General features: G+C 59.3%; 30 protein-coding genes, 1 tRNA gene, 1 other RNA gene and 2 pseudogenes. 12 read left to right on the top strand and 22 right to left on the bottom strand.

All coding sequences use genetic code 11. The features are described from left to right. The first annotated feature begins 291 nt into the window (after positions 1–291). The 3 genes from NW863_RS02435 to NW863_RS02425 all read left to right on the top strand — a co-directional run bounded on the left by NW863_RS02435 (position 292) and on the right by NW863_RS02425 (position 2151). Positions 292–975: a DUF4439 domain-containing protein gene (locus NW863_RS02435; protein WP_414364161.1), complete on the top strand. Its 684-nt coding sequence runs from the start codon at positions 292–294 to the stop codon at positions 973–975. Between the two features lie 209 nt (positions 976–1184). Further along, on the top strand, positions 1185–1604 hold the full coding sequence (locus tag NW863_RS02430; protein ID WP_414364160.1) for a plastocyanin/azurin family copper-binding protein: 420 nt from the start codon (positions 1185–1187) through the stop codon (positions 1602–1604). 10 nt (positions 1605–1614) lie between these two features. Then, on the top strand, positions 1615–2151 hold the full coding sequence (locus NW863_RS02425) for a hypothetical protein (protein ID WP_414364159.1): 537 nt from the start codon (positions 1615–1617) through the stop codon (positions 2149–2151). Positions 2152–2154: 3 nt separating this feature from the next. Here the strand turns inward: NW863_RS02425 and NW863_RS02420 are convergent, their stop codons facing one another. The 5 genes and pseudogenes from NW863_RS02420 to NW863_RS02400 all read right to left on the bottom strand — a co-directional run bounded on the left by NW863_RS02420 (position 2155) and on the right by NW863_RS02400 (position 4216). Further along, positions 2155–2376 carry an RNA-binding S4 domain-containing protein gene (locus NW863_RS02420; protein ID WP_414364158.1) on the bottom strand — a complete coding sequence of 74 codons (222 nt, stop codon included), beginning with the start codon at positions 2374–2376 and terminating at the stop codon, positions 2155–2157. A gap of 159 nt (positions 2377–2535) precedes the next feature. Next, a pseudogene (locus NW863_RS02415) lies at positions 2536–2952 on the bottom strand (serine hydrolase). A gap of 67 nt (positions 2953–3019) precedes the next feature. Then, a pseudogene (locus NW863_RS02410) lies at positions 3020–3064 on the bottom strand (hypothetical protein); the annotation flags it as partial. Between the two features lie 165 nt (positions 3065–3229). Further along, positions 3230–3556, bottom strand: coding sequence for a DUF5684 domain-containing protein (locus tag NW863_RS02405; protein ID WP_414364157.1), 327 nt, complete (start codon positions 3554–3556; stop codon positions 3230–3232). 159 nt (positions 3557–3715) lie between these two features. After that, complete coding sequence (locus tag NW863_RS02400; RefSeq protein ID WP_414364162.1) at positions 3716–4216, bottom strand: low molecular weight protein-tyrosine-phosphatase; 501 nt, start codon at positions 4214–4216, stop codon at positions 3716–3718. Positions 4217–4367: 151 nt separating this feature from the next. On the opposite strand from NW863_RS02400, the gene NW863_RS02395 reads away from it, so the two are divergent. Together NW863_RS02395 and NW863_RS02390 are read left to right on the top strand one after the other, a co-directional pair. After that, the gene (locus NW863_RS02395) at positions 4368–4616 is read left to right on the top strand and encodes a hypothetical protein (RefSeq protein WP_011430466.1); all 249 of its coding nucleotides are present in this window, start codon (positions 4368–4370) and stop codon (positions 4614–4616) included. 58 nt (positions 4617–4674) lie between these two features. Next, on the top strand, positions 4675–5325 hold the full coding sequence (locus tag NW863_RS02390) for an ABC transporter ATP-binding protein (RefSeq protein WP_414364156.1): 651 nt from the start codon (positions 4675–4677) through the stop codon (positions 5323–5325). Here NW863_RS02390 and NW863_RS02385 read toward each other — a convergent pair. Next, a complete protein-coding gene (locus NW863_RS02385) occupies positions 5316–6485 on the bottom strand; it encodes a murein hydrolase activator EnvC family protein (RefSeq protein ID WP_414364155.1) in 1170 nt (389 codons plus the stop codon). The genes NW863_RS02390 and NW863_RS02385 overlap by 10 nt on opposite strands. Positions 6486–6902: 417 nt before the next feature. Here NW863_RS02385 and eda point away from each other — a divergent pair, with 417 nt between their 5' ends. Genes eda through NW863_RS02370 form a run of 3 tightly spaced genes read left to right on the top strand, consistent with a single transcriptional unit; the run spans position 6903 to position 8695 of the window. Then, positions 6903–7640 (top strand): bifunctional 4-hydroxy-2-oxoglutarate aldolase/2-dehydro-3-deoxy-phosphogluconate aldolase, encoded by a 738-nt coding sequence (gene eda, locus NW863_RS02380; RefSeq protein WP_414364154.1) that lies wholly within the window; start codon positions 6903–6905, stop codon positions 7638–7640. Between the two features lie 25 nt (positions 7641–7665). Further along, positions 7666–8157, top strand: coding sequence for an rRNA maturation RNase YbeY (gene ybeY / locus NW863_RS02375; protein WP_414364153.1), 492 nt, complete (start codon positions 7666–7668; stop codon positions 8155–8157). After that, positions 8141–8695, top strand: coding sequence for a diacylglycerol kinase family protein (locus NW863_RS02370; protein WP_414364152.1), 555 nt, complete (start codon positions 8141–8143; stop codon positions 8693–8695). The genes ybeY and NW863_RS02370 overlap by 17 nt, the downstream gene beginning before the upstream one ends. Positions 8696–8793: 98 nt before the next feature. Here NW863_RS02370 and thrB read toward each other — a convergent pair whose 3' ends face one another. The 3 genes from thrB to NW863_RS02355 all read right to left on the bottom strand — a co-directional run bounded on the left by thrB (position 8794) and on the right by NW863_RS02355 (position 12680). Continuing rightward, positions 8794–9714, bottom strand: coding sequence for a homoserine kinase (gene thrB, locus NW863_RS02365; protein ID WP_414364151.1), 921 nt, complete (start codon positions 9712–9714; stop codon positions 8794–8796). Positions 9715–10071: 357 nt separating this feature from the next. Continuing rightward, positions 10072–11283 carry an ABC transporter permease gene (locus NW863_RS02360; protein WP_414364150.1) on the bottom strand — a complete coding sequence of 404 codons (1212 nt, stop codon included), beginning with the start codon at positions 11281–11283 and terminating at the stop codon, positions 10072–10074. Then, positions 11280–12680 (bottom strand): efflux RND transporter periplasmic adaptor subunit, encoded by a 1401-nt coding sequence (locus NW863_RS02355; RefSeq protein ID WP_414364149.1) that lies wholly within the window; start codon positions 12678–12680, stop codon positions 11280–11282. Before NW863_RS02355 ends, NW863_RS02360 begins: the two co-directional genes overlap by 4 nt. A 172-nt stretch (positions 12681–12852) precedes the next feature. Between NW863_RS02355 and rplS the strand changes: the two genes are divergently transcribed. Together rplS and NW863_RS02345 are read left to right on the top strand one after the other, a co-directional pair. Further along, positions 12853–13236, top strand: a complete 384-nt coding sequence (gene rplS / locus NW863_RS02350) for a 50S ribosomal protein L19 (protein WP_414364148.1) — start codon at positions 12853–12855, stop codon at positions 13234–13236. 59 nt (positions 13237–13295) lie between these two features. After that, positions 13296–13368, top strand: a tRNA-Trp gene (locus NW863_RS02345). Positions 13369–13437: 69 nt separating this feature from the next. On the opposite strand, the gene NW863_RS02340 is transcribed toward NW863_RS02345, so the two are convergent. The 12 genes from NW863_RS02340 to NW863_RS02285 form a co-directional block, all read right to left on the bottom strand. Continuing rightward, positions 13438–13851: a hypothetical protein gene (locus tag NW863_RS02340; RefSeq protein ID WP_414364147.1), complete on the bottom strand. Its 414-nt coding sequence runs from the start codon at positions 13849–13851 to the stop codon at positions 13438–13440. A 63-nt stretch (positions 13852–13914) separates the two neighbouring features. Then, positions 13915–14012, bottom strand: an RNA gene (ffs, locus tag NW863_RS02335) — signal recognition particle sRNA small type. Positions 14013–14154: 142 nt separating this feature from the next. Then, a complete protein-coding gene (locus NW863_RS02330; RefSeq protein WP_414364146.1) occupies positions 14155–14871 on the bottom strand; it encodes a BMC domain-containing protein in 717 nt (238 codons plus the stop codon). Between the two features lie 31 nt (positions 14872–14902). Further along, positions 14903–15583 (bottom strand): hypothetical protein, encoded by a 681-nt coding sequence (locus NW863_RS02325; RefSeq protein WP_414364145.1) that lies wholly within the window; start codon positions 15581–15583, stop codon positions 14903–14905. Between the two features lie 75 nt (positions 15584–15658). Beyond that, positions 15659–17632, bottom strand: a complete 1974-nt coding sequence (locus NW863_RS02320) for a ribulose bisphosphate carboxylase small subunit (RefSeq protein ID WP_414364144.1) — start codon at positions 17630–17632, stop codon at positions 15659–15661. 48 nt (positions 17633–17680) lie between these two features. Further along, the gene (locus tag NW863_RS02315; protein ID WP_011430452.1) at positions 17681–17980 is read right to left on the bottom strand and encodes a EutN/CcmL family microcompartment protein; all 300 of its coding nucleotides are present in this window, start codon (positions 17978–17980) and stop codon (positions 17681–17683) included. After that, positions 17981–18322 carry a carbon dioxide-concentrating mechanism protein CcmK gene (locus tag NW863_RS02310; protein WP_011430451.1) on the bottom strand — a complete coding sequence of 114 codons (342 nt, stop codon included), beginning with the start codon at positions 18320–18322 and terminating at the stop codon, positions 17981–17983. It lies immediately after the preceding gene. A gap of 92 nt (positions 18323–18414) precedes the next feature. Continuing rightward, a complete protein-coding gene (locus NW863_RS02305; RefSeq protein WP_011430450.1) occupies positions 18415–18723 on the bottom strand; it encodes a carbon dioxide-concentrating mechanism protein CcmK in 309 nt (102 codons plus the stop codon). A 530-nt stretch (positions 18724–19253) separates the two neighbouring features. Beyond that, a complete protein-coding gene (locus NW863_RS02300; RefSeq protein WP_414364143.1) occupies positions 19254–19979 on the bottom strand; it encodes an energy-coupling factor ABC transporter ATP-binding protein in 726 nt (241 codons plus the stop codon). Between the two features lie 21 nt (positions 19980–20000). Then, a complete protein-coding gene (locus NW863_RS02295; protein ID WP_414364142.1) occupies positions 20001–20786 on the bottom strand; it encodes a cell division protein FtsQ/DivIB in 786 nt (261 codons plus the stop codon). 96 nt (positions 20787–20882) lie between these two features. Next, on the bottom strand, positions 20883–21101 hold the full coding sequence (gene ndhO, locus NW863_RS02290; RefSeq protein WP_414364141.1) for an NAD(P)H-quinone oxidoreductase subunit O: 219 nt from the start codon (positions 21099–21101) through the stop codon (positions 20883–20885). Between the two features lie 79 nt (positions 21102–21180). Continuing rightward, positions 21181–21579, bottom strand: a complete 399-nt coding sequence (locus NW863_RS02285) for a hypothetical protein (RefSeq protein ID WP_414364140.1) — start codon at positions 21577–21579, stop codon at positions 21181–21183. 1810 nt (positions 21580–23389) lie between these two features. On the opposite strand from NW863_RS02285, the gene petE reads away from it, so the two are divergent. Both petE and NW863_RS02275 read left to right on the top strand, forming a co-directional pair. Then, a complete protein-coding gene (gene petE / locus NW863_RS02280; protein WP_414364139.1) occupies positions 23390–23800 on the top strand; it encodes a plastocyanin in 411 nt (136 codons plus the stop codon). A gap of 201 nt (positions 23801–24001) precedes the next feature. Continuing rightward, positions 24002–24232 (top strand): hypothetical protein, encoded by a 231-nt coding sequence (locus NW863_RS02275; protein ID WP_414364138.1) that lies wholly within the window; start codon positions 24002–24004, stop codon positions 24230–24232. 39 nt (positions 24233–24271) lie between these two features. Here the strand turns inward: NW863_RS02275 and NW863_RS02270 are convergent, their stop codons facing one another. Continuing rightward, positions 24272–24484, bottom strand: coding sequence for a DUF2997 domain-containing protein (locus NW863_RS02270; protein ID WP_414364137.1), 213 nt, complete (start codon positions 24482–24484; stop codon positions 24272–24274). Between the last annotated feature and the right edge of the window lie 88 nt (positions 24485–24572).

Genomic DNA, 24572 nt, shown 5'->3' with positions numbered 1-24572 from the left:
TTGTGTTGGGGATCTACCGCAACCGGGCCACCATCGACATGGAGAGCTTCAACCTGCTCAAGTGGTAGCTCTTTTCCTAGAAAAACAAGGGGAGCGCTGCCAGGGGATCCCCTTCTTGGCAGAGAGCTGTGGCAGCTTCATTCCATGTAAAGTCTCTGTAAAGTCTCTTCCCTCAGGCATCCAGGGCGGGACAAGCGGCGTATTCCCATCAGACCAGGCCGAGAGGGAACTGCCCGAGCAAGAGCAAGCCCTTAGAGGTTGGTTGCCCTCTTTCGAGACAGGAGACTTGAGATGAAGACTGCAAAGACTCCCTTCGCTCTGCCTCACTTGGCCGCCGAATGGGATCCCAGCACCACATCTGGCAGGTTCTGGCAGCCTTCCCGCCGCAGCTTGTTGTTGACCGGTTTGCTGGCGGGAGTGGGTGGGTTGCTTGGGTTGCGCAGCCTGCCCAGTGCTGCCCAGACCAACACTGCCGACATCGCCATCCTCAACGCTGCCATCGACTTGGAACAGCAGGCGATCTGGGCCTATAAAACCGCTGCCGGCAAGCTGAGCAACACCGAAGTGGGCAAAATTGTGTTGGAAGTGGCCACCAAGAACCTGAAGGATCACGAACAGCACCGCGATCTGTTGGCGGGTGCCGTGCGGCAGTTGGGGGGAACCCCCTCGCCGGCTCGGGATAGCTACGACCTCTCCACCTACATTGACGGCAAAGAAGGCAATCTCGATTCCGACGCCAACATCGCCAAGCTGGCCCTGGCTCTGGAATTCGATGCAGCCCTGGCCTACAACGATGCATTTGTCCAGCTTGCCAACAAAGACCTGGTGGCTGCCGCCAGCACCATCGGTCCCAATGAAGTTGCCCACGCCACTGCGATCCGGGCCGTGTTCAATCGCCTCGATCCGAGCATTTTGGTGGTGCCTGCTCCCTTCGTCAGCGCCGAGACTCGGGAGCGCTGGATCCTGAAGGTGTAGAGCTGGATGATCTCCAGGGCCTCCCCATGCCCTTGTTGAGGCAGCTCCCAAGCGCTTCCTTCACTCCTGTCCCCTCTCCCAAAGGGAGAGGGGAGTTAGAGCGGCAGTGCGTAGCAATAACGACGTAACGAACCGTTTCATTGCTATTTAAAACGACTATAGGAAGTCTCAGCCTTTTTGCTCTTCCTGGCCTGTTTGGAGAAAGCCCTATGCCAATGACGCGGCGGTTGCTGTTGCTGAGTGGGCTGGGATCCCTAGTCAATGTGGGGGCCATTTTGGCCGTGGATCGCTGGCGACGAGCCGGCTCGGCTGCGGGGCAGGATCCTGTCGAGACAACGGCAGCAGTCGAGGCTCACGGCCCGCTGGCGCAAACGGAAGCAGAGGTGATCATTCGCGGGTTTCAGTACCTGCCCCCGGAGATTACTCTCAAGCGGGGGGGCAAGGTGACTTTCACCAACCTGGATTCCACTCCCCACACGGCTACTCCTGTGGCAGGGGCGCAGTTCCAAGGGACAGGGCGGCTGCGGCGCAACGAGAGCAAAACCTTGACCTTCGAGGTAGCCGGCATTCAGGAGTATTTCTGCGATATTCACCCCAGTATGGTGGGTCGAGTTGTTGTCGTCGAGTAAGGTAAAAGCCATGCCAACGGAAACCCTGGGATCCCCTGTCCCTTTTTGGACTCTCTGTCGGCGGGTGTACCTGGTTTGGGCCATTCTTTTGGGGATCGGGTTTGCCACGACCCAGTTTCACCAAGAGGCCAACATCAACTGGCTGTGGCTGGTGATTTCCCTGATCGGGTTGGGCTATATGGTGCGGCAGACGACGTTGCCGGAGTTTCGAGCTGCCGGATTGGCCCATCTTTACTTCGTGGGCTTGGTCTGGACACTGGTGATCGCCCTGGGCATGATTCTCTCGGTGCTGCCTTTTGTCGGTCGTACCCCTCTAGCGGCTTTGAGCCAATATCTGGGGGTGTTTTGGCTGTGGCAAATGGGGTTGGGCCACTGGCTCAACGGCCTGGTGGATCCGCCGCGCCTTCCCTACTGGATCACCGGTGGGATCCAGATCTTGGCCGGAGTTGCCTGCCTGCTGTGGGGGCTGGAGTGGCAGTATGCGGTGGCAGGGGGGATCGGAGCTTTGGCCATGCTGCTTCTAATCCTACTTCATGGATCTCAATAGATCTCACTGATTTCCCTCTGAGGCCTTACCCAGGTGCACCTGCCAGACTTGGCCCAGCGCCCTCACCTCATCCCCAAGGCGCAATTTGCGCCCGCGGCGGGTTTCCACCTCGCCATTGACCTGCACCTGTCCGGCTTGGATCAACTGCTTGGCCTGCCCACCGGTAGACACAACCCCCGCCCACTTGAGAAACTGATCCAGCTTAATCACGAGATCTGCCGCCATCACTGCACCCAAAGGGTTTTGACATTGACCAGTTGTCCCGTTGCCTGTTTCTCCACTCTGGCATTTGCATTCTGCCCGGAATGGGGCTCGGGAGAGAAAAATTGGTGATGTCTGGGATCAGGGTTGCAAGCTGCTCGTGGTTGCCGTTGGATCCCCGGCTCAGAACTCATAAGCGGCTTGCGACAGGCTGGCGATCAGCTCTTCGGCTCTGGGGTCGTTGGGGGTTTCTCGCTTCACCCATACCGCCGCCACATAGCGTCGTCCGTTGGGCAAATCCAGGATCCCGGCATCTCCCACCACTGAGCGCAGGGTTCCCGTCTTGTGGGCAATGTGCACCTCCTGGTCCAGGTGGGGTCGAAAGTAGGAGGGCCGTTGGGTGCCCTAGGGAATGTCCAAAAAGTGGTCGCGGCTGCGGCGGCTGAGCATGCGCCCCTGTTCCACTTGGCTGAGCAACCAAACTATGTCGCGTGGGCTGCTGGTGTTGGTGCCCTCCAGATCCGGTAGCCACCAGGAAATTTGCGTGTGCTGTAGCCGCCACTGACGAAATTTTTGGTTGAGAGTCTCCTGTCCACCCAGGCGATCGGCGATCGATGATCAGATTGGTGGCGAAGTTATCGCTGAGGGTGCTCATCAGGGTGGCCGCCTCCAGGGCAGAGACCTGGGATCCAAGGGGGCGGGTTTGGAGCACGCTCCTGCTTTGAGATCTTCTTTCTAGTGGCAACAACTCAAATTGGGAGCCGGCTGAGGTAAGCGCCCAGTCAACGCTATCGGGAAAGCAAGGTGCCAGAGCTAGCTGCTTCTAGGCTGGTCACGAGCCTCCTGGGGTAATTGGCAGCAAGGACGGTCAGTGACTCTAGGTGAAGGCCAGAATGCTTGTATAGGCCAAGGCCCCCACCAGAGGCAAGAAGATCAACAGGCCCAGCCATCGAGATTTGTTAAGGCGGGGCGGGATGGCAAAGATTACCCAGATGGAGAAAATTAGGTTGACTAAGGGAATAAAAAAGAGGAGAACCCACCACCCTGGCTTGCCGGCAGCCCTGCACATTACCCAAATGTTCCCAATCGGGATCCAGGCCAACCAGGCATTGGGTACACTCAGCTTTTGTCCAATCACCATCAAGGTGTAGCTAAAAAAGGCATAAAAGACAATCCCAACCAAGACTGGAAAGAGCTGATCCATCCTGACCCTCCTGCCTCTTGCCAATGGTTGTCGGCAGCATGTTTCCGTTGATGCTCTGCCAAAGCTGCCGGGGCTTACTTGGAAACCCACGCTCAGGCTACCCAGAAGGGATCCGTCCGCCAGGCGGATTTCAGCAAAACTATAGAATTGAGCGAGAATTTAGGTGCGGCTGGGCAGCGGCGGGCATTGGATCCCGGGGATCAGGGATTCCAGCAGGCCGCTGCAGGCATCCCAGAGCAGCTCGATCACGTAGTGAAACCCCGCCTCGCCCCCGTAGTAAGGATCCGGAACTTCTTCATCGGTGTGAGAACGACAGTAGCTACAAATGAGGCGCACCTTGTCGGCATATCTTCTCTGGGGATCGAGGCTGAGGATATCGCGATAATTTTGCCGATCCATAGCCAGGATCAGGTCGAACTCCCGCAGATCCAAAGGATGAATTTGCCGGGCTTGGCCGTGCAGCTCCAGTCCATAGCGCTGGGCAACTTGTTGCATGCGGCGATCTGGGGGACTGCCGATGTGATAGGCGGCTGTACCTGCCGAATCGCAGAGAATGTCCCCCTCATGACCGCTGCTCTGCAGCAAGTAGTTGGTGATCCCTTCGGCAGCGGGAGAACGGCAGATGTTGCCCAGGCACACAAACAGCAGCTTTTGGCTCATGGATCCCTCGCCGGCAGTGAACATTTCTCCCCGCATTATCTGCGTTTTGCGGCCTAGAGTACAGAAGCAGGCGAGAGGGGATAGGGCCCTCAGGCGGCAGCGGGACAGATTCTTGGCCAGAATGGAGCTAGTTCCCCTGGTGAGATGTCTTATGCCAGATGCCACCCGCTACCCGCACCCGCAGGATGTGGCCAACCTCATTCTCTACTTGCAGACGGAGCTGGCTCTGTTTGAACAATGGGCCGCTCAAGAAGGGATCCCGTCTGCGGCTCTGCGCCCCATCGAGCGCTCCCAAGAGGCTTTGCGGCGAGCTGTAGATCAACTGGAGCTGCGAGAGTGGTACCGCGAACTCACCTATGGCTTCCGGGATCAGTTGGGGCGCCTAGAAGAGTGGTTGTAGCTGTCCGGCAGAGCTTTCCAGTGCCAAAATAACGACAACTCTCCCAGCACCGCCGCTTATGTTGCAGGTTCAGGATCTCTGCTACCACCCGGCAACCCTCTCTCAGCCAATTCTCCGGGATCTCTCCTTTGAGCTAGGCCTGAACCAGTTGGGGCTGATCGTGGGCAAAAGTGGGGCCGGCAAAAGCACCCTGCTGGAAATTTTGGCTGGCTTGGCGCGGCCCACGCGCGGGCGGATTGCCTGGGGAGGAACAGAGCTCTCTCCTCAGCAACTGCGCAGCATGGCGGGGCTGGTGTTTCAGTTCCCGGAGCGCCACTTTTGTGGCTTGACGGTGCTAGAGGAAATGCGCTTCGGCCACCCGGAGCTGCAGCAAAAGGAGATTGAAAACGTTCTCCAACAGGTGGGATTGGCAGGGATCCCTCTGTGCACCTCCCCCAACCATCTCAGCGGCGGACAGCAGCGGCGCTTGGCCCTGGCGGTACAGCTCATTCGCGGCCCTTTTTTACTGCTGCTGGACGAGCCGACGGCGGGGCTGGACTGGTCAGTGCGGCAGCAGTTGATCGAGCTGCTGGCCCGCCTGAAATCCACCTGGACGGTGTTGGTGGTTTCCCACGACCCGGAGGAGCTGTCCTCCATTGCCGATGTGCGGTGGATCTTGCAGGCGGGATCCCTGCAGCCGTTGCCGGCAGATGCGCTGCTTCACAAGTAGCGGCGGGGATCGACCGGCTGGCCGTTGACCCGCACCTCGAAGTGAACATGAGGCCCGGTGGAGAGGCCGGTGGAGCCGGCAGCGGCAATGGCCTGCCCCCGCTGTACCTGCTGGCCCACCCCGACGGCGACGCGGCTGTTGTGGGCGTACAGGGTGGTGATGCCGCCGCCGTGGTTGACGATGACTGTGTAGCCGTAGCCGCCGTACCAACCGGCGTAGATGACCGTGCCCCGGTCTGCAGCCCTCACCGGAGTGCCGGTGGGCACACCGAAGTCGATTCCCGCATGGAAGCGGCGGCTGCGATAGATGGGGTGAACCCGCCAGCCGAAGCCGCTGGTGATCGGCCCGCGCACCGGTGGGATCAACCGACCCGTGCCCTGAACCGGATCCCTGCCCCCCCGCTGCTGAGCCTGCTGGGCGATCAGTTGCTGGATGAGGATGGTCAACTGTTGGGAATCGGCTTCCAAGCGCCGTTGGGCTGCTTCATAGGCGGCGCGCTCGTTGGCCAGTCGGCCCACCAGTTGCTCTTGAGCGGCAGCCTGCTGCTGCAGTTGGTTTTTCTGGGCCGCCAGCTCCTGCAAGATCAAGGAAATCTCGTTGCGCTGCGCCTCCAAGGCAATCCGCTGCTGATCCACCTCCTTTGCCATCGCCTGCAGCTCTTGGATCAACTGCCGGTCGGCTTCGATTAGCAACTGCAACTGGTGGCGGCGATCGAAAAACTCGTTCAGGTCACGACTGGTGAGCAGCAAAGCCCACCAATGTTCTGCCCCCTGCCGCTGCATGTAGCGCAAGCGGGCGGCCGTGCCCTGCTGCTGCCGTCGCAGGCGGTCTTCCAGCTCTTTAAGCTCCTTCTGCGCTTGCTCTAGCGCCCTCTGGGCCTGTTCTAGACGATATTGGTTGTCGCGCAGGCTGGCTTCCGTCTGTTGGATGTTTTGCCGCAGGGATCCCATGCGGCGGCGGGCTTCTTCTTCCGCTTGGCGCAGCTCTCCCAGGCGGCGTTGGGTGCCCTGGATTTGTTGCTGGATCTGCTGCTGTCGCTGTTGCAGTTGGTAGACATTCTGCGCCTGAGATGGGGCAACCCCCCAGAAACTGCCCAACAGCAAGAGAGCGAGCCAACCGACCACCACCCATGCCTTCAGGCTGCGTATCCCAAGACTCATCACTCCCCACACCCTCGGCAACCAACCTACCGACCCTAAGAATACAAAGATTTGCAAGGCCTGATCGAGCCCAATCTGGCTATTGCCCGGTATCGCTACTCCAAATGGCAAACGACAGCAACCTCAACATCAACCAAATGGCAATAGGCTAGCCACCTACCTGCCAGCAAAACCTAAGGATAGTCAAAGCAAAGGCTCCAACCAAGGCTGCAGATGCGCATACCACCGTAAACACCAACTTTGCTCGTTCCTGACTTCCTCCTCAAAAAAAGAGTTTGTTACAATTTGTCATTGCTTTACTGACAGGTTGGCTTTGTCATTTTTGGATTGCAGCTAAAATCTTAAATTAACTAAAACTTTAAATTGAAGCCAAGCAACTGCAGCAGGGGAAATCCATGAGAGGTTACTTTCCCACAGATGGTGTTCGAGCATTCTGAAGGCAAATTTGGAGAAAGGTCACAGCACCCCTGGCTGCTCCACCTGTGGCAGGAGCCGCTAATCGCAGTGATTCGCCTCTCGGCCAGCCACGCTCAGGCCCTTGAGGGATCCACCTTGGCCATCCGGGCCGGGATCCGCCACATTGAGATCACTCCCCACGTTCCCCGATATCTGGAGTTGATTGCCCAACTGCGGCAAGACTACCCACATTGCTGGATAGGAGTGGGCACGGTTTTAAATCGGCAGATGGCAGAGCAGGCTTGGCAAGCGGGAGCCCAATTCTATGTTTGCCCCTTTACGGACGAGAGCATCATCTGCTGGGGTCGGGAAGCGGGGCTGCCCATCGTGCCCGGCGCCCTCACCCCTGGCGAGATCTGGAGGGCCTGGCAGGCGGGGGCAACGGCAGTGAAGGTGTTTCCGGCAGAAAGCCTTGGCGGATCCCGTTACCTACGCCACCTGCAACCGGTGCTGGGATCCCTGCCTTTGATCCCAACGGGGGGAGTCACCTTGGCCAATGCAGCAGAATATCTGCAGGCAGGGGCCTGGGCTGTCGGCATCGCCGGAGATCTGTTCCCAGCGGAGCTTCTTTCCCCGCGAGGGGTCGATCCAGACAGTTGCCGGCAAAAGCTGGAGAATCGGCTGCGGCAAACGCTACAACAGCTTGCCAACCAGAGAGCCGCCGAGGCCTGGCCCGAGCTGAGCAAACCACTAGAATAAGGTGCATGGTGTGAGTGAGGCCTGCATGGATGGATTCCTGGATCTGTACCTGGAGCTAAACGTCCCCAGCCCAGTTGAGGAAGCCACTTGGCACCGTTGGTTTGCAGTGTGGCTGCGAGAGCTGGGGGTGAAGGATCCCTGCGAGCTCAGCCTTTGCCTCACCTCCGACGAGCACATCCGCCAGCTCAACCGCGAGTTTCGCCACATCGACGCTCCCACCGATGTCCTGGCCTTTGCCGCCGAGGAGATGTCCACCCCTGTCGAGCTGCAGAAGATAACAGGGGTGCGCCTGCTGGGGGATATCGTAATTTCGGTACCCACTGCTTGCGCGCAAGCAAAAGCCCAGGGGCAGCGGCTGTCGCAGGAATTGGCCTGGCTGGCCAGCCACGGCCTGCTGCATCTCCTGGGATGGGATCACCCCGATGAGCTTTCCCTACAGCGCATGTTGCAGCAACAGCGCTACCTGCTTGCCGCCATCCAAGAAGATCTGGAGGTGACCCATGGCCAGCAGCCCTAGCCGTTTTCCCCAGCCGCTGCGTTTGGCGGCATTGCGACAGCGAGCTCCTTTTACTTCAGCGCAGGTCAATTCGGCCCATCCCTCCAAGGCAGCAGATGCGGGAGCCCAGGCTGACCTCCCGGCGAAGGATCCCTGGCAGCGCCCCCCCTCGTGGCAGGTGGCCACTAGCCTCAGTAAAAGCTTCTACTATGCGGGAAAGGGCCTGCTGTACGCCGCCCGCACCCAGCGCAACTTTCGCATCCACCTGGCTGTGGCGGTGGTGGCCTTTGTCTTGGGGTTGGCCCTGCGGCTGAGCGCTGTAGAAATGGCCCTGATCAGCTTGACCAGCGGGATGGTGATGGCCTTGGAGCTGGTGAATACTGCCCTGGAAGCAGTGGTGGATCTGACCCTGGGCAGCCGCTATCACCTGCTGGCAGAAATTGCTAAAGATTGCGCTGCCGGAGCGGTGTTGGTGGCGGCGATGGCGGCTTTGGCGGTGGCAGCTTGGCTGTTTCTCCCCCCCCTGCTCCTATTGCTGGGCCTGCTCCTGCCAGGGTAGGGATGCCGAAAGAGTTTTGCCCAGTCTTTCAAAGGGTCGTATTCTAAAAGCACGACCCCCTTTCAATCGGGATGACCAGCTTGACCCAAGAGCCTCCTCTATACTTGGGAATGGATCACCACCCGTCCCCCCTCTCGATCCAAATTCAGGGGTTTGGCCTCTGCTTCGATATCCAGTTGCTCCCAGGCGCCGACCATGGCGGATCCCACTCGTTCTCGCTCCTCCGGGGCGCAGAAGGCTAAAAGTGTGGGGCCAGCCCCGCTGATCACCACCCCATAGGCCCCGGCAGCCAGAGCCGCCGCCTGGACGGTTTTGAAGCCGGTAATTAGCTCCATGCGCGCCGGTTGGTGCAGCCGATCCTGCAAGGCCACCTTTAGCCAGTCCACCCGCCCCGACTGCAGGCTGCGGATAAGCAGCCCCAGGTGACTGACGGAAAAGACAGCATCCGCCAGGCTGACGGACTTGGGCAGGATCTCGCGGGCCGCCTGGGTGGACAGCTTAAAGTTAGGCACTGCCGCCACCAGGCCGATGTGTTCGTGCCAATCCACCGGACAAAATACCCATTGCCCCTGCTGCCCCTGCACACAGAGTTGACAGCCGCCCTGGAGGGCAGGCACCACGTTGTCGGGATGGCCTTCGAGGGCAATGGCCAACTGCAGGAGAGTCTCAGGAGCCAGGTTCAGGGATCCAAGAGCATTAGCCCCCAGCAGGCCGCCGACAATGGCAGTGGCAGAGCTGCCCAGCCCCCGCGCCAGGGGCACGTTGAGGGTGATCTCAATCTCCACCCCCGGCACCGGCTTGCTGAGCAGCTCGAAAGCACGGCAGAAGGCACGATACACCAGGTTGTCCTTGCTCTGGCTGATGTGATCGCTGCCGCGATAGTGGATGCTGAGACCGGTGGGAATCTCGCGAAATTGGAAGTGGTTGTAGAGCTCCAGGGCTGCACCGATGCAATCGAACCCCGGCCCCAAGTTAGCGGTGGTGGCAGGGACGATCACCTCTATTCGCTCTCTGACCAAGGGGGAAGCTCCTTAGCGAACGGCGGACAACTCAACACAGCAGAGTAACTTGGTAGCCCCGTACTCAGCGCTCCGCGCCGCTAGCGCGAGTAGTGCAGGGCAGAAAAGCCTTCGAACGACTGGAGTCGCTCGCCAATGTTATCTTGTAATCTTAAGTCAGCACCTACCCCGGTGAAAAACCCGGACAGTGCCGTAAGTCAACAAGTAAGCGGAACCTTGAGGCTTTGTCTCTGGGAACCGTCTAGGGGCGTCTTGACAGCGCCTTTACGAGTCCAACTGTGGACTGCGTAAGAATCCCCCGACTTTAGTCGCGGGAGTGTCAACTGTAAGCTCCCATTATCCTACGAATGGGGGATCTCAGGCTCGCAGGGCCTCGATGGGATCCAATTGTGCCGCTTTCCGGGCCGGGAAAATGCCGAAGACCAGCCCAATCCCTGTCGAGAGGGAAAAGGCCACTGCCACTGCCACTGCATCCACGCGGGTAGCCAGGGGCGTGAACACTTGCACCGCCACCAGCAGGCCGCTGCTGAGGAGGATCCCGGCCACGCCGCCGCTGACGGCAATGAGAATAGCTTCGGTGGCAAACTGCTGCAAAATTTGCCGGCTATCGGCGCCGATCGCCTTGCGCAGCCCGATCTCAGAGGTGCGTTCCGCCACCGAGATCAGCATCACATTCATGATCCCCACCCCGCCCACCAGCAGCGAGAGCGCCGCTGTGCCGGTCAACAACACCCGCAGCAGAGTTAAGATCCTGGCCGCCCCGTCCAGCAACACCTTTTGGTTGCGGACAACAAAGTCATCCTCCCCCACCAGTTGGTGCCGTTGCCGCAGCAAGTTGCGGATCTGGAACTCGGCAGCCGGCAGATCGGCTTCAGAGCGGGCCGAGACAAAGATCGCCGTCAGCTCCAGGCCGTAGGGGGAACGCCGCCCGACAAAGCGGTTGGCCACCACATCCACCGGCAAAAACAGGCCAGCATCGCTGTTGCCAAACACCGTTGGCTTGGAACGCAACGTGCCGATTACCTCAAAGGGCAAGTTGTTCAGCAGCAGCGTCTCCCCAATTGCAGCGGCAGGATCCAAGCCGAACAGCTCGCGGGCGGCCTCGCTGCCCAGCACCACCACCGGGCGCTGCTCCTCAATATCCGCCGGCAAGAGAAAGCGGCCTTCCTCAACCTCCAAATTCAGCACCGACAAATACTCCGGCCAGGTGCCTGTGGCCTCATAGCGGCGATCCACTCCGCCCCGCACGGCGCGCACATTGACCACAAGACTGGGGACGGCTGCCGACACAGCGGGCACTTCCGCGGCAATTGCCCGTAGATCGTCAAGGGTGATGGGACGGGTGTTGCTGGCGTCCGCCAGGCCCAAGCTGGAAGAAAAGACAATGAGCAAGTTGGTGCCCAAAGAACGGAACTGATCCACGGCCAGCTCCTGGGCGGCATGGCCAAACCCAGCAATGGCCACCACAGCGGCGTTGCCGATGAGGATCCCCAACATGCTTAAACCGGTGCGCAGGCGGTAGCGGCGCACCATTTGCCAGGCCATTTGGGCTGCAATCGGTAGGCTCATGGGTGTGGCTTGATTTGAGCGGTTTCGCTGCGATTTTGCTCTTGTCGGATCAAAGCCTCTAGGTTCACCCCCGGCGGCAGCGCCGTAAAGACCCGATCCCCCGCCCGCAAGCCCGAGAGCACTTGGGTGATCCCGCCCTGGGTGAGGCCCGTTTCCACCGGTCGATAGGCGGGCCGCTGGGTTTGCGGATCCAGCAGGATCACCCCCTCTTGGCCCTGCTCCCGCAGGATGGCCACCGAGGGCACTGTGAGCGCCTGAGGCTGCCGCTCCCCGATAAAATCCACCGAGACGTTCATGCCGGTGCGCAAAAAGTCTGCCCCCGGCTCCGGCTCGATCATGACCCGAAAGACGGTGACCTCCCGCACCATCACCGTGGCAGGGGCAATCCGCTTCACCCGCCCCTGCACCACCCGATCCGGATAGGCCAGGGATCGGATCTCCACCGGCTGCCCCACCCGCACCTGGGCAATTTGCGCCTCCGGCACCTCTGCTCGCACTTCGATCCCTTGGGCCAGTGCCAAGATGGAGCTGGAAGAGGCGGCGGTGACATCGGAAGCTGCGGTAGTGGGAGTTACAAAGGATCCCACCTCGGCAAAGCGCTGCACCACCACGCCGGAAAAAGGAGCCCGGATCTCGGCCTCAGCCAGGCGAGATTGCCGCTGCGCCAGCTCGGCTTGCGCCTGGGCAATCTGAGCTTGGATCTGCTGCAGCGTTTCTGGGCGGCTACCTGACTGCAATCGCTCCAGCTCTTGTTGGGCAGCTTGCAAGTCCGCTTGCGCTTGTTCCAAGCGAGCTAGGCGTTGATCCAGCTCGCTGCGGGCTACAACCCCCTCCTGCACCAGCGCCTGAATCCGCTCCAATTCCCTTTGGGCCAAACTCACCTGCGACCGCGCCGCGTCCACCCTAGCCTGGGCTGCCGCGATGACCTGGGGTCGCTCGCCGGCTTGCAGTTCCGCCAGGCGGGCCTGTAGCTCTTGGATGCGGGCTTGGGCTTGGCGAATGCTGCTGGCCAGATCGCCGTAGTCCATCCGAGCCAACACTTGCCCCGCCACCACCTCATCCCCCTGATCCACCAGCAGCTCCGCCAGACGACCGGACTCGCGGGGGCTGACATTCACCTGCCGGATCGGCTGCACCTGGCCGCTCACCCTCAGGCGTTGGGTGAGATCTGTCACCTGCACGGGCACCGTTAGCCTCTGCAGACGCTGGGCCATCTGTTGCCGGAGCTGACGCTGAACGAGAATGCCGCCACCGCCCAAGCCGGCCAACAGCATCCCCACCAGGATCCAGCCGATGGGCAGTCCTCTGTTACGGGATCCGCTCTGTGGCAGGGGTTGGTCAGTAGATTTGGCAGGGGGTGGGGATCCCGTCTGGGGCTCATTGGTGCGCAGGATCACAAAAGTCTCTCGCCTTTCACAAGGGCTTTCTCTGTATCCAGCCTATTGAAAAAGGAGAGGGGGTGCAAACGCGGTTTCCCACATCGGCTATTGGGTGCGGGCGGCTGGCAGGCTCTGTACAAAAAAGGGGGGGATTGCTACACTGATTAGCTGCCGATAGCGCGGGAAAGCCATGAACGCTCGCATCAACGCCGAAGAGATCCTCCGCTCCATCGAAGCGGCCTACATGAAGCCGGATCTGCCAGAGATCCATGTTGGCGATCAGGTACGGGTGGGGGTGCGCATTCAAGAGGGCGGCAAAGAGCGGGTGCAAGCCTTTGAAGGCACGGTTATCGCCATGCGTCACTCTGGATGCAACCGCACCATCACGGTGCGCAAGGTTTTCCAGGGAATTGGAGTGGAGCGGGTCTTCCTGGTTCACTCGCCGCGCATTGAGTCAATCCAGGTGTTGCGGCGTGGCAAGGTGCGGCGGGCCAAGCTGTTCTATCTGCGAAACCGAGTGGGCAAGGCCACTCGCATCAAAGCCAAAACGGATTCTAAAGAAGAAGCCCTCTGAGGCTTTGGGCATACCTGCTACACTGGGTAAACTAGGTAAGGGGCTGGTTCTTTACCCATGCGTCCTTAGTTCAGTTGGTAGAACGTCGGTCTCCAAAACCGGATGTCGGGGGTTCGAGTCCTCCAGGACGCGTTGCTGGACAGTTGTGAGGGCGGGCTGGCTTCTGCAGAGCTAGGGAGCCCTCCCTGTCTTTAGCGAGACCTAGGCTCTACCTGTCTCTTTCTTGATGCGCTCCAGTTCTGCCTGCAGCTCAGCAATCTGCCGGCGCAGGCGAGCTGCCTCCGACAGCTCAATGGCAGTACTCCCTTCTAGCTCTGCTCCGCCCATATCTTCGATAGTGATTTTGCGGGGGCCACCAGCAGGCTCCCCCTCTTCCTTGCGCTTAGCATTGGCGGCAATGGCGTCCATGTAGGCCTGCGCCTCCTCGGCTCTCATTGCCCCCAACTCTACCAATTCATCGACTAAGGCTTGCACCTGCTTGCGCAGCTCCAGCAGGCGCTCTCTAGCACTCCCAGCTACCTTGGGGGCATTGTCGGCCACCAGAGCGGCCAGACCCATACCAAAGTAGAAAGCTTTCTCAGCCAAGTTGGCGAGGGGGTTGTCTTTCTCAGCCATAGGGTGTGCCTTGCCAGGGCCAGCGGAACAACTTGAACAAGGAAAATCTAGGTGCAGGAAAAGGGCGACCCGGGTTGACGCGCCTGCTCAGAGCATCCCGTAGTGCTGCTATCTTCCGATCCTGACACGGTTTGGGCGTCGGAGCTGCACGGACCCAGGTCTTCCAGTAGCCTAACATTTTTCCTCTCTGCCCCGCTCGGCTTTCTGGAGGTAATCCCAGATCTTCAACTAACATCCCCCTGTGCCCCCCCATATACGGAGAGGTCAGGTACAGCACGAGCCTTCCCGTCTTGCAAGGTCAACCTAAGGGGTTTCCGGCGGCTCCAGATAAACTGGGATCCGCTCGACAACGGTATCGCTGCGCCGCACCTCTTGTCCTTGGGCTTGGGGGATGGCCACCGGCAAGGTAACCGGTTGGGCAACGAAACAACTGGCCACCGGTAGAGCCTGCTCCAGTTCGTCGAGAGGGCGCGGGATCACGGCCACCGCATGCAACTCGCCGATGCGCTCTGCCTCGTACATGCCGGCATCGATGGCGATGGCCACGTTGGCCACCGTGCCCCGAATGATGGCCGTACACAGCCCGTCGCCGATGGTCTCGTAGGCGGCCAGTTGCACATCCGCCGTTTTCAGCATTGTATCGGCGGCCCCTACCATAGCCGGAAAGCCGCGGGTTTCCAGCAGGCCCACGGCCAAGTTGCTGAGGCGGCTGTAGCCGCGGTTTTGCGCCAGTTGAGACAGCTTGCTGCTGACGGGCAGCACCGCCTCCAAGTTGGGCAAAGGCCGTGGAATGACCAAACTGGAGATTTCCTCTTGGTCAAACTGGCGGGCTAGCTCAATCCCCTCCTCGATGGCAATGCGCACATCGGCAATCCCTCCCCGTACGATTGCCGTGCAGTAGCCTCCTGAGATCTTCTCAAAGCCGATCAGCGCCACTCCTGCCGACTTGGTCATGGCGTCGGCAATGCGCACAATGACTGGAAAGCTGCGTGTCTGAATAAGACCCAAAGAGGTGGACATAGCACCCTACTTCTTTATGCCAGTGTAGCCCTCAAGACTGGCCACCCCCAGAGGATAGGATCTGCCGGTAAGGATAGATCTTGCCCAGCAGCCGATCCAGCTCCGAATAGCCCGGGATCCCATTGAGCTTGCGGGTCTTAGGGGATCTTGAGTTCTCTTGGGTTTGCTCAGCCGCCTCCTGCCAACGACGGGTTTGCTTTTCCACCTGAACCAGCGGCGAATCGGGGGGAGAGGCCAGCTCAGGCAAGGTTTCCTCAGAGGGTTCTGGCGGGGCTACTGCCGACACGGGCTCTGCCTCGCTAGCTATGCCCACCTCCGCCTCTTGCCTGCTGGAATAGGTGGGATCCCCGACCAGCGAGCGGGGAGGGATCACTGCCTGGCTGAGCACCGAACAGTTGAGCAGCGTGGTTTCCGAGCCAATGCAGGCATTTTTGCCGATGGTGCCCTGACCGATCACCAGTACCCCCATCCCCAGGGTGGCCCCCGCCTCCACGACAAGGGATCCCCCACAGGCGTGGAGAACGGATCCCATGCCAATACAGACGCCCCGCCCGATCTCGATGCGACAGCCGGGGTTGGCCCGCAACAGCACTCCCGCTCCGATGCCTGCTCCTGCCTCCACCTGCACTTCGCCACTGACATAGTAGTGAGTTTCGCCGTTCTGGCTGGGCCAGGAGCGCAGCATTGTGGAGGTGGGCAGAGGCAAAGCCAAGGTGCTCCTCATCGCTAGGAGGTCGGACCAAAACCAACCTTGAACCGACAGTGATTCAGAGAAGATGCGGATCCCTCAAGGGGTTTGGATGATCTGCTCCAGCACCCGTCGCTTGGCTTTGGGGTCGATGCCCAGCAGACGCACATACTCGCCGCGGTGCTCCTCCAGGCAGGCTTCCAGAGCCGCTACCACCTGGGGCACCTGGGTGGCCTCGATAGGGCTGCAGCTCTGCCAAGAGGAGGTGCGAAAACGCCGCTTGTCCGCGTGTTCGGTGCCAATGCGGTAGCCCTGGCTGAGCAATTGCTGCACCTGTGCCACCACCTCGCTGCTGAGTCGGGTGCTGGCAGGAACGGTGGAAACAGGAGTAGCCGCTGGGGATCCCTGGGCTGCAGGGGCGGGCGACTTGCCGCCGGGCGTTTGAATGATGCGCTCGTAAACCCGCTTTTTCCCCTTGGGATCAATCCCCAATAGGCGCACGTAATGGCCTTGGTGCTCCGCCAAAGCAGCCGTCAGCTTGGCCAACACCTCCGGCCCGCGGCTAGCGTGAATGGTCGGCCCGCTTTGCCAAGAGGAGGTTTTGAAGCGGCGCTCGTCAGCATATTCGTAGCCGATGCGATAGCCCTGGGCCAGCAGCCGATGTACCTCTTCCTGTAACTCCAGGTCGAGGCCAGCACCACTCCCTCCCAGGTTGCCCCCCTCTGCAGGCGGGGCTGTCCCGCCACTGCTGCTGCTCACCTGCCCCTGGGGCGTTTGAATCACCTTCTCCAGCACCCGCCGTTTGGCCTTGGGATCGATCCCCAGCAGGCGCACATACTCTCCCGTGTGTTCGGCCAGGGCCGCCTGCACAGCCGCCAGGATCTCTTGGGCCGAGCCGCTCCAATTGCCCAAAGTCTGCCAGGAAGAGGTGCGGTAGCGGCGAACATCGGCCACCTCCAGGCCGACGCGATACCCCTGCGCTAATAGCGCCCGGATCTCCTCCTCCAAGCCGGCGTCAGGGCGCGAGCTGGCTGCCCCAGAACCTGGGGCCGTAACCGAGACGTGGCTGGGGGATCCGGAAACAGTCGCCGGCCCCTCCGGGGTTTGGATGATCTGCTCCAGCACCCGTCGTTTTGCCTTGGGGTCGATCCCCAGCAGGCGCACGTATTCGCCGCGGTGCTCCGCCAGAATAGCTTCCAGCGATTGCATTACCTCGGCCTCGCGGGTGCTGGTGATTGGGCTTTCGCTCTGCCAGGAAGAAGTGCGGAAGCGGCGGGCATCGGCATATTCCAGCCCTACCCGATAGCCTTGGGCCAACAGGGCGCGAACCTGCTCCACCACCTCCGGCTTGAGAACGGATCCGCCGCCGTTCCGGCCGTTGGCGCGAGAGGAGGAATGAGTCATAGATGCCGTCTCCGTAGCCGTTGGGTTAGAGGTGCGCGACTGCAGAAGTTCGTTGCGAATGGGAGCAATACAGACGAGGTTTTCACTGCAGTGATAGCCTTCTAGCAGAGCCTGGTTGATGCCGATCACATGTTGGGCAAACTTGGCATCGCTATCCTGCACATCGGGCAGCCGATCCGCCTCAGCTTGCGTGGTGATGATGGAGCCGGAGGGCACATACTTGCCCGGCGGGATCTCCACATCCTGGATCAGGCAGTGCAACATGACGATGCAGCCATCCCCCACCCGCGCGTTAAATACCGTGGAGCGAAAGCCGATGAAGCAGTTGTTGCCCACGTAGGCTGGCCCGTGGATCAAAGCCATGTGAGCAATGGAGGTATTCTTGCCGATCCAAACCGAGTAAGGCTGGCCATCCTCGCCAATGACCCGCCCCTGTTCCAGGCCATGGATCACCACTCCATCCTGGACGTTGGAGCCGTCGCCAATGTAGAAGGGGGAGCCCTCATCTGCACGGATGGAAGTTCCTGGGGCAATCAGCACCTGCGCGCCCACGCGCACATCCCCAATGAGATTGGAAAAGGAATGCACGTAGGCAGAGGGATGAATGGTAGGCTCCGCCAGGCGGCGAGACCAGGGCGTTGGCGGCGCAGCGTAGGTGTGAGCAGGCATAACCGTGAGCCTCTAGAACACGTCAGGGAAAGGAAAGAGAGATCCCAGCTAGCGTTGGTCGCGCTTGTTGTAGAGGGAGCGACCGCCAATGCTAACGGTGTCGATGATCGCCATCACCACTGCATCCAACGGGCGGGTTTCGTTCCCCTGCGGCTGGCGAGCTGCGCTGCCTTGGCTGACCAGCACCCACTCCTCAGCGCCGGCCCCCACCGGATCGGCGGCTACAGCGTAGTCGGGCTGCGGTCGGCCCTCGAGATCGACATACTGCACCACCAGAAACTTCACCCCCGTCAGGCTGGGATCCTTTTGGGTGCTGGTAACAGTGCCCCGCACAATCGCGATACGCATCTATGGACGGGTGAAGGGACGGATGGCGTTGACCCCTTCGCGGAACTGAGCCACATCCTCGGTGTAGCGAATGGGCAACACGTACTCCAGGTTTTCGTGGGGACGGGCGATGATGTGCCAGGAGAGCAACTGGCCGCCATTGACCCGCTTCACCGACTCGATCCCAGCGGCCACCGAGGCCTGCACCTCGGAGACATCGCCCCGCACGATCACGGTGACGCGCCCGCTGCTGATTTTCTCGTAACCCACGAGGGTGACGCGCGCGGCCTTTACCATGGCGTCGGCAGCTTCTACCACTGCCGGGAAGCCCAGGGTTTCGATCATTCCGACTGCAATAGCCATAGGGACTCCTTACGCTGAAATTGTTGGGGGAGTGTAAACCCGGCCCGACTTTCCGGCTCGGGTCAATTCCGGGCCAGGTGCAACTGCTTGGTTTAGGTGCGAAACTGCTCCACTGCCTCCGTGTAGCGGATGGGCAGCACAAACTCCAGGTTTTCGTGGGGACGGGCGATGATGTGGTGGGAGAGGATCTCGCCCCCACTCACCCGTTTGGCAGACTCCAAGCCGGCAGCTACCGAGGCCTGCACCTCGGAGACATCGCCTCGCACGATCACGGTGACGCGCCCGCTGCCAATTTTCTCGTAACCCACGAGGGTGACGCGCGCGGCCTTTACCATGGCGTCGGCAGCTTCTACCACTGCCGGGAACCCACGGGTTTCGATCATTCCGACTGCAATAGGCATATCAACCCTCCACTTTTGAACACTCAGTTCCTGAACGTTGCCGAACCCAGCAATAAGGCCAATCGATCTCCAACCTGATCTCCCCTATTGGGTTCGATCCTGCAATTTCCATCGAACTCATCCGGGAGATTCTCTGCCCAAACCTCAGTGGACAGCTCTTCTCGGCCACACCTACCCCAGCCACCACAGACCTCCCCCTGGAGAGAAGGCCCTGCCCAGCCGCCGACCTCAGACTCAATAGACTGAAGCCAGAAAAGGTTGTAGGAGCCATCTGGGTTAACCACAACTGTCACTTAGGCGGGCAAAGCTGCCAACTCCAGGCTAAGTCCCCATCTTTCTTGCACAAAATCGATCCGACAAAATCGACGAGGACAGCCCAGAGAAGGGATCCCCCGACTTAACAGAATGATATCCCCATTCAATCCTGGACGAAAATCAATATTTTTAATTAGCACGATAGCTTTTTATTAAGAGAGGCAAAATTGTTATCAACTCAAAAATAATTCTTGACATCTTTTCAACTTTTGCCGTTATCGGCGCAGCGAGGGTGGCACTTCCAAGCCATGGGCTTCCATGAGGTTGGGTTGGCTCATCAGGTGGGCCGGGGATCCCTGGGCACAAATCCGGCCTTGATCCAAGAGGAGCACCCGATCGCACACTTCCAGGATCAGTTCCAGATCGTGGGAAGCGAGCAGAAAGGTGTGCGTTGCTTGCAACAAAAAGGCGATTAGCCGGCGACGGGCGCGCAGATCCAGGTTGGCAGTCGGCTCATCGTAGAGGATCAACTGCGGCTGCATCGCCAAGATCCCGGCGATCGCAACCATGCGTTTTTCGCCGCCGGAGAGATGATGGGGGGGACAGTTAGCCAGATGCAGGGTGCCGGTCATCTCCAGGGTTGCTTGAACCACAGCCGCGACCTCCGCCTCAGAACGTCCCAGGTTGCGTGGCCCAAAGGCTACATCTTCGGCCACCGAGGCAGCAAACAGCTGATCGTCGGGATCCTGAAACACTAGCCCCACCTCAGGGCGAAACTGGCCAGGCCGGAGCGGCTGCCCAAACAACGTGATCTGGCCGGAACAGGGGGGCAACAGGCCGGCGAGGGCCAGGAACAGGGTGGTTTTGCCGGCGCCATTGGGGCCAATGATCCCTAGGTGCTGCCCGGCCTCAACCCGTAGATCCAGCCCTTGCAGCACCGGCGGACAACCGGGATAGCCGACCCACAACTGTTTGACTTCCACCGCTGGCACTGTGTTCATGGCAGCAAGCTCATCCCAGGGCTAGCGCTGCTCCAAGGGCTTCCAGCGCTTCTGGGTGGCGGCAGGGGTGAGCTGCAGGGTGGGTACGCTGGGGCTGGTCAGGTCGATCTGGAGAATTTCGTCGGGTGTACACTCGCAGTAGCGGCGCAGATCCCGCATTTGGTTGAGGGTTTGAATTTGCAGGGGCAGGCGGTCAGAAATCGGCCCCAGGTAAACGTTGCCCAGCTCAGTGTGGAGCGTGATTCCCTCTCCTGATTGCCAATCTACGGTCTCGATCCGGATCTCAGACTGTTGCAGGGCTTCGAGCAACAAGGCCCATTGCTCGGGCGTGTGGTTCTCCCAGCCCAGCAACTCCAGCTCAGGCCAGGAGAGAGAGGATCCGCTGTGGCGTCGAAAGGGATCGGGGGGCAGCCAATGGCCTTGCCGATCCACCCAGCCTGTCTGGTCGCCCTGGCGGGCGCGTGCAACCGGTTGCCGTTCCCGCACCTGGACAATCACCCCCACCGGCAGCAGCTGCCGCTGTACCTGGACGCTTTTGAGGGGAGAAGGGCGAGCTGGGGATCCCAGTAAGGCTCTTTCCAAGACAGCCGGCTGCACCTGCCAGATGTTCACGGGATAGGTCAGAGGCAATTGCCTCCGTATCCAGTCGGGATCCACCCAGTAGCTGCCCTTTACCTGAATTTGCTCCGGCCGGCGAATTTGCCAGTAGGGCTGCTGCAGACCCAACACCAGCAGTGTCAGAACGCCCATCGAGCTGGCTAAGCGCCAGGATCCCTGCCAAAAGCGGTTGCGACGTTGCTGACGCAAAAGTCGCCTGCGTTGCAGAAGTTGTTCGCGCGTGGGAGAAGCCAGAGGTAGCATTAGCCCTCCCTCAAGCCAAAGAGGAGCCTTCCATGCTCCTGTTCAACTCGCGATCTCCTCGACCTGATCCGCCCGCAGCCAAATTGGGGGGGTGGGAACAGCCCCAAACTTAATCTGGAGGTAGTTGTCCTTGATATCCACCACTTCTCCAGCAGTATCGAAGACGTAGCTGGGAATAAAAGAGTCGCTGGCCTGGGCTTCCAGGCTGCCTTGCAATTTCTCGCGGATGGCCCGCACCAGAGTGCCTCGCTTAATCGCCATTGCCCCTCCTTGAATTTCGTGTTGGTTGGCCGTTTCGATAGCCGTTGTATCCTATGCAGCCAATAAGCTGGGATCCAGCCTACTTGCGCTTCAGGCTGCGGGCCATGTTGCGAAACATGTCCAGGTCGGATCCCCCCTGGCGGCGTAAGCCTGCTTCACTGCTTCTGTTTGAGGTGGAAGAGCTCTGCTCAGAAGCAGGTTCAGGAGCTTTGGCCTGTTCTACGGCCAACTTAACTTTGCTTAGGGAAGAAACCTGCTCCACTACCTCCACCTTCTCCGCAGAGCCAAAATCCTGGAAGGTGTGCTTCACGATCCTGGGAGTGCGCATGTATTCGATGTTGCCAAGGGTTTTGGCCTCATCCGGGTCGAGAAAAAAGGTGTTGTCTTTCTTTTTAGCTGGCTGAGCAGCTGTCTCTGAGGAAGGTTTGGAATCTGCTTGACCGCGAGAGCCGAAAAAGCGCCTGAAGATGCCTACCATTGTCTTTTGCCTGCAATGCGAAGAAAGTTGAGCCGGATCCCTAAACGGCGGGTTAGCCAGCCGCAGTTAGAAAGATGACGGCTGAGCCCGGCTATGAAATCATACTAAGCCAACTCAGGATAACATGCTCCCTGGCTGCAGGACGGCTGTTTCGTCCAAGTGTTCAACTCTTGGAGGCTCTGCCAGGGGAGGGCTTTCGACCCTAGGCAAGTGGTCTGGTCAAGGGCAGCAAGCACATCCTCAGTCACGGCTCTTTAGCTTAATCGGCGGGAAGCCCCGCACTGTATGGGTGAATTGTGTTGACTCAAGCGCAAATCGGTGTCGGGATGAAAGCCGTTCGTACTGCAATTGAGGAGAATAAGTTAAATCTCTGTTGTGTTTACTCAACGAAGATAAGTGGCGGGAGTTGTTCACTAAGCTTGGGGATCCCAATGGCTGGCCAATATATTTTTTGCTGGAAAATCCGTGTTGACTCCCTTTTTGAGGTATGGCTTAACTCTTCACAATCAGTATGGGCAAGCAGTATTAAGCTGGAACAGCACCTAGGGGCATTGGGGAACTGCCCTGTAAGAGGGGAACGCGTGGGGAGAGGAGCACTGCTATTGGGAAGGGGCAGCCCACAACTCAGCAAGTGCTGTCGTGGAACCAAGAACAAGAATCCCCACTCTTTAGGGCTGGGGAGTATGCCAACTGACCGACGCTATGGTTCAGGGAATCGTTCAGCACTAGCCTTGGGATCCCCAAATTAGAGGCGGCACTCTGGATGCCTGTCTTAGCGAGAGGGCCCAAAAACTTTTGGGATCCCTCCCTCCACAAAACTCATCAGGCTGAAAAAGCTGCTGAGGAACTCTGCAGAAGTGCAAGCGAGATTAGCTGGTAGGAGTTGAAAAGCAGGCATTACTCCCATGCCTGCGGAGTGTAATGTACTACAACTTGAGCGGACTGCCTAAATTCAAGGCTGTGCCGATGCAGCGAGCCAAGACCTGAATGTTTCGCCCTTGTTCTGCCAATTCCAAAATCTGAGTAGAAGGCTTACTCGTACGGGCGATGGACGAATACTGTACATTTTAGACAGCATTCCAGTTCTACTGAGCGAGCTGGTGTCTTACACGCAACCTAGCAAGCAATCGGAGAACAGCAGGAGAAGAGCACCTTGTTCTCTGCTTAGAGGCTAGAATGACCTACCCCCCTCCCGCATCGGCAACCCTACGGATTTTGGCTGGCAAGGCACTCCCGGATTTTCAGGAATGGTCAGCTTTCTCTCCGAGACCCTACAGAGCCAAGAATCGCCGACTTGCGGTGAGAGACAATGAGAAAGGGAGAGACTCGAGGCAATCCCGTAGCCCGATCTCTCCCTGTGGCCCTAACGTCTGGAACAGCCCCTGGCTCTAGCAAGGTAGTAGTTGCTACTCCCCTGATTTTAAGTCAGGGGATTCTTACGCAGTCCACAGAGGAACTCACAAAGGCGCTGTCAAGATGCCCCTAGACGGTTCCTAAAGGCAAAGCTTGGAGGTTCCGCTTACTTGTTGACTTACGGCACTGTCCCGGTCTTTCACCAGGGTGGGTGCTTACATTGGCGAGCGACTCAAGTCGCTTAAGGACTACGTCCCGCTAACGTGAGCGGGCTTCTCCGCCCCGTACTTTAGTACGGGGCTACCCAGCTGCCCTGGTGTGTTCCTGTTCCGCCTTAAAATCCTAAGATAGAAGTTGAACGTCCCTGCTGAGCTGGGTACCTTTCCTTCACAACTTGGAAAGTGGTGGACTAGTCGCAGAGGCGGGGGCGACGGCCGTTACGTTTTGAGAGGAATCCATGTTGTTCATTTTTAACCTAGCGAAGCGTCTGCAGCTCATCCTCCTCGCTCTCGTAGTCGGGGTGGCTGGGGTAGCTTTCCTGTCCAACCCTGCTGCTGCTGAAACCTACACAGTTAAAATGGGCTCTGACAAGGCCCAACTGATTTTCGATCCCCCTTCCCTCACCATCAATCAGGGAGATACTGTTCGGTGGGTCAACAACAAGGTCTATCCTCACAACGTTGTCTTTGACAAGGTACCCGGTGGCGATGCGGCCTTGGCAGCCAAGCTGTCCCACAAGGCCCTGCTCACGGCTCCCAACCAAGTGGTGGAATCGGCCTTTGTCGATGTCCCTCCGGGTGAGTACACCTACTACTGCACTCCCCACCGCGGGGCTGGCATGGTCGGCAAGATCATCGTCAATGGCTAGGCCTGCCCTCTAATTGCACTTCCCGGGTTGCTTTTTAAGAGAGAGCCCAGCTCTGGCTTGCTGGCTGGGGATCCCTGCCCGTAGCATAGAAAGTAGCCCTCTCGAGAGTGGGAGGGCTTTTTCGCGAATAGACGTTTGCCCGGCTGCCCCTTGTGCCAGACAGTCTGTACCGCTTAACCGTAGTCCACAGACGAGTTCCCTATGACCACCAGTGTTAAAGGCTACCTGCTCTTGGCCGTTTCCTGCATCAGTGCCATCGCCGCTGTGGGTTCGATTTTCGAGTTGGCTTCCGGTGAGCCGGATTTTGGCGTCGGCCCCACCAGTATCATCTTGGTTGTTGCTGCTCCGTTGGCGGTTTGGCTGTTTCAGTCGGCAGTTGGGGCGGCGCGATCCAGCGGCGCTGCTGGCAAGGGGAGCAAGAAGCGAAAGTAGGCAGGTAGATAGGGGAAAACTGGGGGCAAGGAGACGGAGTCAGCAGGTTTGCGGTAAAGAGACTTGCGATTCTACCTCGGCTTCTGCTGGCTGATGAAACTCCGGCAATAGCTTTCGTTCTTGCACAGTTCCAAGGGCTGCTTCTAGCTCTGCCGTGGCTAGAGTACAACTGGAGCCAGATCCGTTCAACACAGTCTCGGTCACCTGTCCTTTTTTGTCGATCCGATATTCCACCTTGATGTACTCGGGCATCTGCACTCCCCTCGCTGCTGCTCGACAACTGACTTTCTCCTACCCATTGTAGTTCCCACTTTTTCCCTGACTCGATCTGGCTGGGCCG

It is taken from the genome of Synechococcus sp. B60.1 (assembly GCF_047462555.1).
Taxonomy (GTDB): Bacteria; Cyanobacteriota; Cyanobacteriia; order Thermostichales; family Thermostichaceae; genus Thermostichus.
The sequence above is the reverse complement of the archived record's forward strand: the minus strand, read 5'-3'. Positions and strand labels throughout refer to the sequence as shown.